11 protein-coding genes are annotated in these 13,393 nt (G+C 66.2%); 6 read left to right on the top strand and 5 right to left on the bottom strand.

All coding sequences use genetic code 11. The features are described from left to right. The coding region (gene hemC, locus LDO54_RS37435) for a hydroxymethylbilane synthase (RefSeq protein WP_224018000.1) at positions 1-546 on the bottom strand (546 nt) is incomplete at its 3' end. Between the two features lie 618 nt (positions 547-1,164). On the opposite strand from hemC, the gene ppc reads away from it, so the two are divergent. The 3 genes from ppc (at position 1,165) to LDO54_RS37420 (ending at position 4,927) form a co-directional block, all read left to right on the top strand. Beyond that, positions 1,165-4,194: a phosphoenolpyruvate carboxylase gene (ppc, locus tag LDO54_RS37430; protein ID WP_436975774.1), complete on the top strand. Its 3,030-nt coding sequence runs from the start codon at positions 1,165-1,167 to the stop codon at positions 4,192-4,194. A gap of 149 nt (positions 4,195-4,343) precedes the next feature. Further along, complete coding sequence (locus tag LDO54_RS37425; protein WP_224017997.1) at positions 4,344-4,550, top strand: type II toxin-antitoxin system VapB family antitoxin; 207 nt, start codon at positions 4,344-4,346, stop codon at positions 4,548-4,550. Further along, positions 4,547-4,927, top strand: coding sequence for a type II toxin-antitoxin system VapC family toxin (locus LDO54_RS37420; protein WP_224017995.1), 381 nt, complete (start codon positions 4,547-4,549; stop codon positions 4,925-4,927). Before LDO54_RS37425 ends, LDO54_RS37420 begins: the two co-directional genes overlap by 4 nt. 37 nt (positions 4,928-4,964) lie before the next feature. On the opposite strand, the gene LDO54_RS37415 is transcribed toward LDO54_RS37420, so the two are convergent. Continuing rightward, positions 4,965-5,729, bottom strand: coding sequence for a class I SAM-dependent methyltransferase (locus tag LDO54_RS37415; protein WP_224017994.1), 765 nt, complete (start codon positions 5,727-5,729; stop codon positions 4,965-4,967). 242 nt (positions 5,730-5,971) lie between these two features. Between LDO54_RS37415 and LDO54_RS37410 the strand changes: the two genes are divergently transcribed. From LDO54_RS37410 to LDO54_RS37400, 3 genes are all read left to right on the top strand, one after another. Then, on the top strand, positions 5,972-6,799 hold the full coding sequence (locus LDO54_RS37410; RefSeq protein WP_224017992.1) for a helix-turn-helix transcriptional regulator: 828 nt from the start codon (positions 5,972-5,974) through the stop codon (positions 6,797-6,799). 123 nt (positions 6,800-6,922) lie between these two features. Beyond that, complete coding sequence (gene argH, locus LDO54_RS37405; RefSeq protein ID WP_224017990.1) at positions 6,923-8,338, top strand: argininosuccinate lyase; 1,416 nt, start codon at positions 6,923-6,925, stop codon at positions 8,336-8,338. A gap of 243 nt (positions 8,339-8,581) precedes the next feature. Beyond that, positions 8,582-9,511 (top strand): bestrophin family protein, encoded by a 930-nt coding sequence (locus LDO54_RS37400; protein WP_224017987.1) that lies wholly within the window; start codon positions 8,582-8,584, stop codon positions 9,509-9,511. 91 nt (positions 9,512-9,602) lie between these two features. Here the strand turns inward: LDO54_RS37400 and LDO54_RS37395 are convergent, their stop codons facing one another. The 3 genes from LDO54_RS37395 to dcd form a co-directional block, all read right to left on the bottom strand. After that, positions 9,603-10,304 carry a lysozyme inhibitor LprI family protein gene (locus tag LDO54_RS37395; protein ID WP_436975772.1) on the bottom strand — a complete coding sequence of 234 codons (702 nt, stop codon included), beginning with the start codon at positions 10,302-10,304 and terminating at the stop codon, positions 9,603-9,605. Positions 10,305-10,333: 29 nt separating this feature from the next. Further along, positions 10,334-12,613, bottom strand: a complete 2,280-nt coding sequence (locus tag LDO54_RS37390; protein ID WP_224017985.1) for an arginine/lysine/ornithine decarboxylase — start codon at positions 12,611-12,613, stop codon at positions 10,334-10,336. 88 nt (positions 12,614-12,701) lie between these two features. Continuing rightward, the gene (gene dcd, locus LDO54_RS37385) at positions 12,702-13,271 is read right to left on the bottom strand and encodes a dCTP deaminase (protein WP_224017984.1); all 570 of its coding nucleotides are present in this window, start codon (positions 13,269-13,271) and stop codon (positions 12,702-12,704) included. Positions 13,272-13,393 lie beyond the last annotated feature (122 nt).

Here is a 13,393-nt window from a genome sequence, read left to right as displayed (position 1 = left end):
GAGCCCCGCCGCCGCGAGAATGATCGCTGCGTAATCGCCGCGGTCGAGCTTCGCGAGACGCGTGTCGAGATTGCCGCGCAGCGGCTTGACGTCGAGATGCGGATAGCGCGCGCGGATCATCGACTCGCGGCGCAGGCTGGAGGTGCCGACCACGGCGCCAGGCGGCAGCGCCGCGAGCGAATCGTATTCGTTAGACACAAAGGCGTCGCGCGGGTCCTCGCGCTCCATGATGGCCGTGAGCGCGAAGCCCTCGGGCAGTTCCATGGGCACGTCCTTGAGCGAATGCACGGCCAGATCGGCGCGTCCTTCGGCCAGCGCCTGTTCGAGTTCCTTCACGAACAGGCCCTTGCCGCCGACCTTCGACAGCGTGCGGTCGAGAATTTGATCGCCGCGTGTCGTCATTCCGACGATTTTCACGTCGCAGGATGGATATAATTTGTGCAGCGCAGCTTGCACATGCTCGGCCTGCCACATCGCGAGGCGGCTCTCCCGCGAAGCGATGACAAGCGTGCGGGGCATGGGCGCGGATAACGTCTCGGAATTCATGGCTAGCACATCGAATGACGGGTTCGAAAAAACAGAATCGGATAACAGGCAATGTTAGCACGCGCCCCTTTTTAGGCCCGCGCGTGCGGCGGCAAGGAAGAGACACGGCCCGTCGCTGACGACGGTGCACACGTACCTATTACTGTACGTCTGCGCCGCCTCGGCGGCGCGGGCCCTGCACGCCCTCCCCGGCGCCCGGCGCGAACCTCCGTTCGCACCATGGTGCCGCGCTTTCGCAAAGCCTGCTCCCGGCGCGCCGGGATCCGCGGTTTTTTCGCCGTCCCTTCGTTGTTCCTCGCCCTCCGTTGACGGGCTGTCCGCCGTCGTAGCGATTTGCCGATGTCCGCGCGGCTCGCGCAGGATGGTTCCCGCCATCCGCTCCAGGCAGCACCGAAGTACCCGGACCGCGGCACGCCGCGGCCTCGCAGTTGGCAGTCCCCGAATATCCTGTCCAAACTCCTGGCTAGTCTTGAGGAAAACATCGTGAAGTCTTCCGGATCGGCGCGCGCAGAGCGCCGCAACAACGCATCGCTTGCCTCTTCTTCCCCCACGGCCGACGACAAGGCCAAAACCGTCAAGGCCTCCAAGGCCACGACGGCGTCTGAAACGAAGAAGACGATGAAAACATCGAAAACAGCCGACGCGAAAAAGACCACGAAAGCCAGCAAGGCCGCGAAAGCCACGAAAGCCGCGCCCGAAGCCGCGCAAGCCGCGCAAGCCGCCAAGCCCGCGAAAGCCGCGAAGCCCGTCAAGGCGCCCAAGGCAACCGAAGCACCCAAAGCGCCCAAGGCCGCAAGCGCCCCGCGCGGCGGTCGCTCGCGCGACGAGCAGCGCGACGACAAGGACCAGCCGCTGTTCGAAGACATCCGCTATCTGGGCCGCCTGCTCGGCGACGTCGTGCGCGAGCAGGAAGGCGACGCCGTGTTCGAGGTCGTCGAAAGCATCCGCCAGACGGCCGTGCGTTTTCGCCGCGAAGACGATAACGACGCCGCCCTCGCGCTGGAAAAACAACTGCGCGGGCTCTCGCCCGAGCAGACCGTGAGCGTGGTGCGCGCGTTCAGCTATTTCTCGCATCTGGCGAACATCGCGGAAGACCGTCACCGCAACCGCCGCCGCCGCATCCACGATCTGGCCGGTTCGGCGCCACAGGCGGGCACCATCGCGCATTCGCTCGAACGTCTCGCGCAAGCGGGTGCCGCCGCCACGCCGATGCTCCAGCAGTTCTTCAACGACGCGCTGATCGTGCCCGTGCTCACCGCGCACCCCACGGAAGTGCAACGCAAGAGCACGCTCGATTCGCAGCACGACGTCGCGCGCCTGCTCGCCGAACGCGACCAGCCGCTCACGCATCGCGAACGCGAGCACAACGAATCGCTGCTGCGCGCGCGCGTGACCTCGCTGTGGCAGACGCGCATGCTGCGCGACGCGCGCCTGACCGTCACCGACGAAATCGAAAACGCGCTCTCGTACTACCACACCACCTTCCTCACCGAGATTCCCGCGCTGTACGGCGAGATCGAAACCTCGCTCAAGGAGCATGGTCTCTCGGCGCGCCTGCCCGCGTTCTTCCAGATGGGCAGCTGGATCGGCGGCGACCGCGACGGCAATCCGAACGTGACCTCGGCCACGCTCGAAGAAGCCAGCGAGCGCCAGGCGCAGGTGATCCTTCAGCACTATCTCGACGAAGTGCACAAGCTCGGCGCGGAACTGTCGGTGTCGAACCTGCTCGCGGGCGCGAGCGACGAACTCAAGGCGCTGGCCGAAGCCTCGCCCGACCAGTCGCCGCATCGCGTCGACGAACCGTATCGGCGCGCGCTGATCGGCGTCTACACGCGCCTCGCCGCGAGCGCACGCGTGCGTCTGGGCGAAGGCGTCGTGGCCGTGCGCAGCGCGGGCCGCAACGCCGCGCCCGTGCGTGCGCAGCCTTACGCCGACGCCGCCGAATTCTCGCGCGATCTGCACATCCTGATGGATTCGCTCGCCGCGCATCACGGCGGCTCGCTCGCCACGCCGCGCCTCGCGCCGCTCGTGCGCGCGGTCGAAGTGTTCGGCTTCCATCTGGCCTCGATCGACCTGCGCCAAAGCTCGGACATCCACGAAGCCGTGATCACCGAACTGCTCGCGCGCGCGGGCGTGCAGGCCGATTACGCCGCGCTCTCCGAAGAAGACAAGCAGATCGTGCTGCTCGCGCAACTCGCCGATCAGCGTCCGCTGCGCTCGCCGTATCTCGACTACTCCGACCTCGTGAAAAGCGAGCTTGGCGTGCTCGAAATGGCACGCGTGACGCGCGAGAAGTTCGGCGCGCGCGCGGTGCGCAACTACATCATCTCGCACACCGAAACGGTTTCGGACCTGCTCGAAGTGATGCTGCTGCAGAAGGAAACCGGCCTGCTCGGCGGCCGCCTCGGCCACACGGACGATCCCGCGCGCGCCGCGCTGATGGTGATCCCGCTGTTCGAAACGATTCCCGACTTGCGCCACGCGCCGGGCATCATGCGCGACCTGCTCGCGCTGCCGGGCATCGACGGCATCGTCGAGCATTGGGGCAACGAGCAGGAAATCATGCTCGGCTATTCGGACAGCAACAAGGACGGCGGCTTCCTCACCTCGAACTGGGAGCTGTATCGCGCCGAACTCGCGCTCGTCTCGCTGTATCGCGAGCGCGGCATCACGCTGCGTCTGTTCCATGGCCGTGGAGGCACGGTCGGACGCGGAGGCGGCCCGACCTACAACGCGATCCTCTCGCAGCCGCCGGGCACGGTCGACGGCCAGATCCGCCTGACCGAACAGGGCGAAGTGATCGCCAGCAAGTTCGGCAACCCGGAAATCGGACGCCGCAATCTGGAAACGGTGATCGCGGCCACGCTCGAAGCCACGCTGCTGCCGCTGGACAACACGGCGGGCAACTCGCCGGAGCAATTGCCCGCGTTCGAAGAAACCATGCAGCAGCTCTCCGATGCGGCGATGGCGGCGTACCGCTCGCTCGTCTACGAGACGCCGGGCTTCACCGACTACTTCTTCGCCTCGACGCCGATCACCGAAATCGCGGAGCTGAACATCGGCAGCCGGCCGGCCTCGCGCAAGCTGCAGGACCCGAAGAACCGCAAGATCGACGACCTGCGCGCGATTCCGTGGGGCTTTTCGTGGGGCCAGTGCCGTCTGCTGCTGACGGGCTGGTATGGCTTCGGCAGCGCGGTGTCGTCGTATCTCGACGACGCGGGCAGCGACGCCGAACGCACGCGCCGTCTCGCGCTGTTCAAGAAGATGTACAAGACCTGGCCGTTCTTCGCGAACCTGCTCTCGAACATGGACATGACGCTCGCGAAGACCGATCTCGCGGTGGCGTCGCGCTACGCGCAACTGGTCGCCGACAAGAAGCTGCGCAAGCACGTGTTCGAGCGCATCGTCGCCGAGTGGGAGCGCACGACGAAGGTGCTCGACGAGATCACCGGCTCGAACGGCCGCCTCGCCGACAACCCGCTGCTCGCGCGCTCGATCAAGAACCGTTTCCCGTATCTGGATCCGCTCAATCACTTGCAGGTCGAGCTGATCAAGCGCTATCGCGCAGGTGACCCGAGCCCGCGCGTGCGCCGCGGGATTCATCTGACGATCAACGGGATCGCGGCGGGATTGCGGAATACGGGTTAAAGGCGCGGGTTGAGCGCGTCTAGCTTTGACGCCACATGAAAAAGCCTCGCAGGTCGTTGATCTGCGAGGCTTTTTCTTTGGAAGGACGCTTGCCGGGATGCGAAATTCTGATGCAAAATCGCATCAGAAACTGAATCATGGAGCACAACATGCGCACCACGGTGACCCTGGACGACGCGCTCTACGAGAAAGCGCTCGAAATGGCCGACCCCGACATGGACAAGGCCGATCTGTTTCGCGAAGCCGTCAAGACGTTCGTACGGGTTCAGGCGGCCAAACGGCTGGCCGCGTTGGGTGGCAGCGCGCCCGACATGGCAAACATCGCCCGTCGGCGCGACGATACGCCCTCGTCATGAGCGTGCTCGTCGACACGTCGGTCTGGGTCGATCATTTCCGGCGCCGCAACGCGGCGCTTGTCGAACTGATGCTGAGCGACGAAACGCTGAGTCATCCGATGGTGCTCGCCGAACTGGCCTGCGGCACCCCGCCCGCACCGCGCGCCCGCACGCTTGGCGACATTGGCCTGTTGCAGTCGGCGAATCCAGTGACGCTGCAGGAAGTCATGGCGCTCGTCGAACGCGAACAACTCTACGGACTGGGCTGCGGCGTGGTCGATCTGATGCTGCTGGGTTCCGTGCTGATCACCCCGGGCGCGCGACTCTGGACGCTCGACAGGCGGCTGGCAGGTCTCGCCGAACGCTTCGACGTGGCCTGGCAGCCGCCCATGCACTGAATGGCGCGCAGGTCGACCTGCTGCGCAAAATCGCCCCTCAATCCCGCCGCGTCGCCTCGATCATCAACGCATCGAGCTTGAACGAGCGATCGTTCTGCACATCGAAGTAGTTGCGCACCTCATCGGGCGCGTTGTCCCACATCGAGCGGATCGCCGTCACGCGTTCGGGCGGCGTGCGCATGCGCGCGACCCACGTATCGAAGTCGAGCGCGATGCGCCAGCGCTCCGTCACCTTCGCGTCGAATCCCGCCGCGTCGAGCATGCTCACCCACTCGTCGGCGCGGTAGTCGCGGATATGCGACGCGTCGCGCAGCAATTCCACCGCCTGAATATGCGTGTCGTAAAGCGGATCGTCGATGCCCGCGATATCGATGAACTTCAAACGCCCGCCCGGCTTGAGCACGCGATGCACTTCGGCGAGCGCGCGCGGCACGTCGCGCCAGTGGTGCGCGCTCATGCGGCTGATCGCCCAGTTGAAGCTCGCGTCGGCGAACGGCAACGTCTCGGCGGCGCCCTGCTGCGTGCGGACCGTGCTCAAGCCGCGTTCCTTCGCGGCGGCCTCGACGGTCGCGAGCATCGGCGGCGCGATGTCGTAGGCCACGACTTCGCGCACGTGCGGCGCGACCGCGAAGCTCGCGTGACCCGCGCCGCAGCCCATGTCGAGCACCAGCGCATTGCCGCAGGTCGCCGCGAAGGTCGCGGCCAGGTTCTCGAGATCGGCCCCGGTTGCGTGGACCTGGCTGGTGAGATAGGCGGCGGCGGTCGAGCCGAAGGCGTCGGCGACCTGATCGTGATGCTTCATGGCATGCTCCTGGTGCGGGTCCGGCGCGCCGACGCTCGTGCGCGCGCTCCGGTTTCCCGATTGTGTTGGGCGCGAGTCCCGCCACCTCTGCGGCTGCGGCCTCGCGTCGATCTTGTAGCTTCTGTCCCCCGGGCGGGTTGCCGCGGCGGCCCGGCGCCGCGTCAGCCGTTACAATAGAGCCCGTTTTGTACCAGTACAAGTTGAGCGATTATTCTGGTATCGCCAGCACCCGCCAGCCTTCCATGAGCCTCGACACCCCCATCACCGCTGATTCCGGCCCCGCTAAAACGCTCGACGCCACGCCCGCGCGCGCGCTCGGCGAGTTCATCCGCGCCCATCGCGAGCGGCTCTCGCCGCAGGAAGTCGGCCTGCCGCCCGGCCCGCGCCGCCGCACGCCCGGCCTGCGCCGCGAGGAAGTCGCGCAGCTGTGCGGCGTGAGCCCGACCTGGTACACGTGGATCGAGCAGGGCCGCCCGGTCTCGGCGTCGGCGGACGCGCTCGCGCGCATCGCCGTGGCGCTGCGGCTCTCGCGCGCCGAACGCGCCTATCTGTTCGAACTGGCCGCGCAGCGCGACCCCGCCGAGCCCGACACCGCGAGCGCCGCCGACGCCCCCGCCACGCTGCTGCAGACCGTCGGCCTGATCGACGCGCCCGCTTACGTGCTCGACCGCCAGTGGACCGCGCTCGCCTGGAACGCCCAGGCGGCGGATCTGTTCACGGGCTGGCTCGACGGCGAGCACGACCGCAATCTGCTGCGCTTCACCTTCACGGAGCCGCTCGGGCGCGAGCTGATCGTCGACTGGGAAACGCGCGCGCGCCGTCTGGCCGCCGAATTCCGCGCCGATTCGATCCGCCATCTGAACGATGCGCCCACGCGCGCGCTGATCGACTCGCTGATCGCCGCGAGCGACGAATTCGGCCGCTTCTGGGGCTCGCAGGACGTGTTCGAGCGCGAGGGCGGACGGCGCGAATTCCATCATCCGCGCCACGGCCGCATCGCCTACGACCAGATCACATTCAAGCCCGCGCACCGCGAGGATCTCAAGCTGGTGGTGCTGGTGCGCCTCTGAGCGCGCCGCGCCACCGGTGCGCGCCTGCGCGGGTGGTAAAATCATCCACTTTCCCGCCGCACCCGGCGCCCTGCGAGGCACTCAGCGCGCGGCCCGCTTTCCCATCGCTCACCGCTCATCATCATGACGTCCCAACTGCACAAAAAAGGCGAAGCCTGGTCGGCTCGCTTCTCCGAACCCATGTCGGAGCTGGTCAAGCGCTACACGTCGTCGGTCTTCTTCGACAAGCGACTCGCGCTCGTGGACATCGAGGGCTCGCTCGCGCACGCGTCGATGCTGGCCGCGCAGAAGATCATTTCCGCCGACGACCTCGCCGCCATCCAGGGCGGCATGGCGCAGATCAAGGGCGAGATCGAGCGCGGCGAATTCGAGTGGAAGCTCGATCTCGAAGACGTGCACCTGAACATCGAAGCGCGTCTCACGGCGCTGATCGGCGACGCGGGCAAGCGCCTGCACACGGGCCGTTCGCGTAACGACCAGGTCGCGACCGACATCCGCCTGTGGCTGCGCGGCGAGATCGACCGCATCGGCGGCCTGATCGGCGACCTGCGCGGCGCGCTGCTCGACCTCGCGGAACAGCACGCGGGCACGATCATGCCGGGCTTCACGCACCTTCAGGTCGCGCAGCCGGTCACGTTCGGCCATCACCTGCTCGCCTACGTGGAAATGTTCACGCGCGACGCCGAGCGCATGGTCGACTGCCGCAAGCGCGTGAACCGCCTGCCGCTCGGCGCGGCCGCGCTCGCGGGCACGAGCTATCCGATCGACCGCTTCGCCGTGGCGAAGACGCTGGGCTTCGACGGCATCTGCGCGAACTCGCTCGACGCCGTCTCCGACCGCGACTTCGCGATCGAATTCACGGCCGCTTCGGCGCTCGTCATGACGCACGTCTCGCGCTTCTCGGAAGAACTGGTGCTGTGGATGAGCCCGCGCGTCGGCTTCATCGACATCGCCGACCGCTTCTGCACCGGCTCGTCGATCATGCCGCAGAAGAAGAACCCCGACGTGCCCGAACTGGCGCGCGGCAAGACCGGCCGCGTGAACGGCCATCTGATGGGCCTGCTCACGCTGATGAAAGGCCAGCCGCTCGCGTACAACAAGGACAACCAGGAAGACAAGGAGCCGCTGTTCGATACCGTCGATACGGTCGCGGACACGCTGCGCATCTTCGCGGAAATGGTCGCCGGCATCACGGTCAAGGCCGACGCGATGCGCGCCGCCGCGCTGCAAGGCTTCTCGACGGCCACCGACCTCGCCGACTACCTCGTGAAGAAGGGCCTGCCGTTCCGTGACGCGCACGAAGCCGTGGCGCACGCCGTGCGCATCTGCGTGGACCGCAACTGCGATCTCGCCGACCTGACGCTCGACGAAATGCGCCGCGAACTGCCGGCCGTCGCGCATCTGCTGGCCGAAGACGTGTTCGAAGTGCTGACGCTGGAAGGCTCGGTGTCGTCGCGCAACCATCCGGGCGGCACCGCGCCCGAGCAGGTGCGCGCGGCCATCGTGGCGGCACGCGCGGCGCTCGGCGCGGCGAAGTAAGCGCACGCGCGGAACAAGCGCAGAACAAGCGCCAACGCGCAGCGGCCCGCCTGGCCATGAACACGAAACGGGCGCGCGACGGACAACGTCGCGCGCCCGTTTTGTTTTTTGCGCGCACACCGGCGGCACGGCTGTACCCGCTTCGAATGGGCCGAGTTGTACGCCTGACGATCGCGCCCCATGACCTAGAATCGACATCATCCCTGTAGCGTTCCTGCCCGAATCTGCTCCGAGTCCGTCCCGATGATCGTCCGCCCTCGCCTCAACTGGTTCCGCATGCTGCTCGCGTGGCGCGGTTCCGTCCTGCCGCAACTGCTGCCGCGGCTCTTTATCGTCTTGTGCCTGTCGATCGTGGCCGTCGCCGCGCACGATCACATCCTGCGCGTGACCGTGAACCTGAGCACGGTGCCGTTTTCGCTGATCGGCATCGCGCTCGCCGTGTTTCTTGGCTTTCGCAACAACGCGAGCTACGACCGCTACTGGGAAGGCCGCAAGCTCTGGGGGCAACTGCTCAACGAATCGCGCTCGCTTACGCGCCAGGCGCTCACGCTCGTCAAGCCCGCCGACGGCGAAGATGCGCGCGCGCACGCGCGTCCGTTCGTCGAGATTCTCTGCGCGATGCCGCACGCGCTGCGCCATCAGCTGCGTCATACCGACCCGCGCGCCGATCTCGAATCGCGTCTGCCGCCCGCGCTGGTCGAACGCGCGATGGCCTCGCAATTCCGTCCCGCCACGCTGCTGCTCGGCGCGTCCGAATGGATGCGCGGCGAAGTGCGCGCGGGCCGGCTGGACGGCTATGCGGTGCTCGCGTTCGAGCGCAATCTGAACGGCCTCTCCGACGTGATCGGCGGCTGCGAGCGCATCGCCTCCACGCCGCTGCCGTTCGCCTACACGGTGATGATTCATCGCACCGTCTACTTCTTCTGCGCGCTGCTGCCGTTCGGGCTCGTGGACAGCATCGGCGCGCTCACGCCGATCTTCGCCGTGTTCGTGGCCTACGCGTTCATGGCGCACGAAGCGATCGCCTCGCAGATCGAAGACCCGTTCGGCACCGAAGACAACGATCTTGCGCTCAACGCGATGTCGACGGGCATCGAGTCCGCGCTGCACGATCTGCTCGGCGACCCGACGCATACGCCGTCGCATCCGCCCGAGCAATTCATTCTCGACTGACGCCGCAAGGCATCGCACACAAAACAAAACCGGCGTGAATCACGAGGATTCACGCCGGTTTTTTCATGCGATCGGCAAAGCGCTCAGACGCTCAGCGGTTGTTCACCGTCTCCGACAAACGCTTCAACGTAGCGAGCCGCGCGCCGAGCAGATCGAGCCGCGAGCGCTCGTCGATCAGCGGCGTGGTCACGTCGCGGTATGCGCGCCACGCGCTCTGCGCGCGCGACACGGCGGGCCGCGCGTGCTTCGGCATGCGCGCGTAAAGCTGGCGGTAGTAACGATTGAGGTCGTAGCTCACGTGCTCGCAGCGCGCGTCGGCGCTACAGGCGCGGGCGCGCGGCGGCTGGCCGTCCCAGCTCGCGGCTTCGTTGCGCAGCGCGAGCGCGCGGTCGCGCACCGGCTGCAAACGCATGTCCGCCTCGTAGAGCTGATACGTGCTGCCGCTCGTGGTGGCGAACGCCGCGCCGAGCATGGTGTCCTCGGCATCGCGCCACGCCACCCACTTCTGCTGGCTCAGCTTCCAGCGCTTTTGATCCGCCGGTTTGAGCTTCGCGTTCAGTTGCACGAGCGCGGTTTCGGCGGCGGCGCGCCATGCGCCGCGCGCCTCCTCCATGCACTGGATCTGCCCCGCCGTCGTCGAGCGGTCCGCGCGCGCGAGACACGCGCGCATGGCCGTATCGATCGGATCGGCGGCCGCCACCTCGGCGCGCGCGGGCGCGGCGGCGAACATCGTCGCCGCCAGCGCCAGCGAAGCCGTCAGCGCCCGCAGGGTTCGCGAAGTTCGCACCGTCATCCGCACCGTCATGCCGCCCGCCTCCGCGCTCAGGCGCGCACGCAATCCACGAAATACTCGATGCGGCCGTTGATGGTCTCGCCCACGAGTCCGTGGATATCGGTGTGGAAACCCGGGAAGCGCTCGTTGAATTCGCGCGCGAACTTGAGGTAGTTCACGATCGTCTTGTTGAAGCGCTCGCCCGGAATCAGCAGCGGAATGCCCGGCGGGTACGGCGTGAGCAGGATCGACGTCACGCGGCCTTCGAGTTCGTCGATGGGCACGCGGTCGATCTCGCGGTGCGCGAGCTTGGCGAACGCGTCGGACGGCTTCATCGCCGGTTCCATCGTCGACAGATACATCTCGGTCGTCAGACGCGCGATGTCGTTGGCGCGGTAGACGCTGTGGATCTGCTGGCACAGATCGCGCAGGCCCATGCGCTCGTACATCGGATGCTGCGCCACGAATTCAGGCAGCACGCGCCACAGCGGCTGGTTGTTGTCGTAGTCGTCCTTGAACTGCTGGAGTTCGGTGACCATCGAGTTCCAGCGGCCCTTCGTGATGCCGATCGTGAACATGATGAAGAACGAATACAGACCGGTCTTCTCGACGATGATGCCGTGCTCGGCCAGGTACTTCGTGACGATCGCGGCCGGAATGCCCGACTCGCCGAACTCGCCGTCCACGTCCAGACCCGGCGTGACGATGGTCGCCTTGATCGGGTCGAGCATGTTGAAGCCTTCCGCCAGCGCGCCGAAGCCGTGCCAGTGGTCGTTCGGGCGCAGGATCCAGTCCTCGCGCGAGCCGATGCCTTCCTCGGCCAGTTCTTCCGGGCCCCAGACCTGGAAGAACCAGTCGTCGCCGTATTCGGCGTCGACCTTGCGCATCGCGCGGCGGAAGTCGAGCGCCTCGGCGATCGATTCTTCCACGAGCGCCGGGCCGCCCGGCGCTTCCATCATCGCGGCGGCCACGTCGCACGACGCGATGATCGCGTACTGCGGCGAGGTCGACGTGTGCATCAGATACGCCTCGTTGAAACGATGGCGGTCGAACGCGCTGTCTTCCGAGTCCTGCACGACGATCTGCGAAGCCTGCGAGATGCCGGCCAGCAGCTTGTGCGTCGAGTGCGTCGCGAACACGAGCGCCTTGGTGCGCGGACGGCCCGCGCCGATCGCGTGCATGTCCTGGTAGAACTCGTGGAATTCGGCGTGCGGCAGCCAGGCTTCGTCGAAGTGCAGCGTGTCGAGCATATCGCCGAGCAGATCCTTGATCATCTCGACGTTGTAGACCACGCCGTCGTAGGTGCTCTGCGTGATCGTGAGAATGCGCGGCTTGACGTTCGGGTTCTTCGCGAGCGCTTCACGGGCGAACGGATTCGCCTCGATCTTCTTGCGGATGTTTTCCGGCTTGAACTCGTCGCGCGGAATCGGGCCGATGATGCCGAAGTTGTTGCGCGTCGGCGTGAGGAACACGGGGATCGCGCCCGTCATCGTGATCGCGTGCAGGATCGACTTGTGGCAGTTGCGGTCGACCAGCACGATGTCGCCCGGCGCAACCGTCGCGTGCCAGACGATCTTGTTCGAAGTCGACGTGCCGTTGGTCACGAAGAACACGTGGTCCGCGCTGAAAATGCGCGCCGCGTTGCGCTCCGAAGCCGCGACCGGGCCGGTGTGATCGAGCAGCTGGCCGAGTTCTTCCACGGCGTTGCAGACGTCGGCGCGCAGCATGTTCTCGCCGAAGAACTGGTGGAACATCTGGCCGAGCGGGTTCTTCAGGAACGCCACGCCGCCCGAGTGACCCGGGCAGTGCCACGAGTACGAGCCTTCGTCGGCGTACTTGACGAGTTCCTTGAAGAACGGCGGCGACAGCGCGTCGAGATACACCTTCGCTTCGCGGATGACGTGGCGCGCCACGAACTCCGGCGTGTCCTCGAACATGTGGATGAAGCCGTGCAGCTCGCGCAGGATGTCGTTGGGCAGATGGCGCGAGGTGCGCGTTTCGCCGTACAGGAAGATCGGGATGTCGGCGTTGCGCTTGCGCACCGCTTCCATGAACGCGCGCAGCGCGACGATCGCGGGCGCGTGCTCGGGCGCTTCGCCGTCGGTGCCTTCCACGTAGGGCAGCAGTTCGTCGTCGTCGATCGACAGGATGAAGCAGGCCGCGCGGCTCGACTGCTGCGCGAACGACGTCAGGTCGCCGTAACTCGTCAGCCCGAGGACTTCGGCGCCCTCTTTCTCGATGGCTTCGGCGAGTGCGCGGATGCCGGAACCCGAGATGTTCTCGGAGCGAAAGTCTTCGTCGATGATGACGACGGGAAAGCGAAACTTCATGGGCGAATCTCCAAAAGAAACGACCGCTGCTTTAGACGCGCAGCGGTCCCCGTATGTCGTTGAAGCCGGAGTGGGTTTGCGCTCGAACTCAGGTCTTCGGCAGCGTGACGCCGTGCTGACCTTGATACTTGCCGCCGCGATCGGCGTAGGACACCTCGCAGATCTCGTCGCTCTCGAAAAAGAGCACTTGAGCCACGCCTTCGTTCGCGTAGATTTTCGCAGGCAAAGGTGTCGTATTCGAGAATTCGAGCGTCACGTAGCCTTCCCACTCGGGCTCGAACGGCGTGACGTTCACGATGATGCCGCAGCGCGCATAGGTCGACTTGCCGAGGCAGACCGTGAGCACGTTGCGCGGAATGCGGAAATACTCGACCGTGCGCGCCAGCGCGAACGAATTCGGCGGGATGATGCAGACGTCGCCCTTGAAGTCCACGAACGACTTCTCGTCGAAGTTCTTCGGATCGACGATGGTCGAATTGATGTTCGTGAAGATCTTGAATTCGTCGGCGCAGCGGATGTCGTAGCCGTAGCTCGACGTGCCGTAGCTCACGATCTTGCGGCCGTCTTCCGACATGCGGACCTGGTCGCGCACGAACGGCTCGATCATGTTCTGCTCTTCGGCCATGCGCCGGATCCACTTGTCGGATTTGATTGCCATGTTTCGCTACGGTCCAGAAAAAACGGGGAGGTAACCCCGGGCCGCGACCCGGGGGAAAGCCGCGCGAACGGGCCGCCGGGCGGGCCATTCGCGAAAGGCGCCTATTTTACGCGATGTGAGTC

Source organism: Paraburkholderia tropica (assembly GCF_914484835.1).
Classification (GTDB): domain Bacteria; phylum Pseudomonadota; class Gammaproteobacteria; order Burkholderiales; family Burkholderiaceae; genus Paraburkholderia; species Paraburkholderia tropica_A.
The sequence above is the reverse complement of the archived record's forward strand: the minus strand, read 5'-3'. Positions and strand labels throughout refer to the sequence as shown.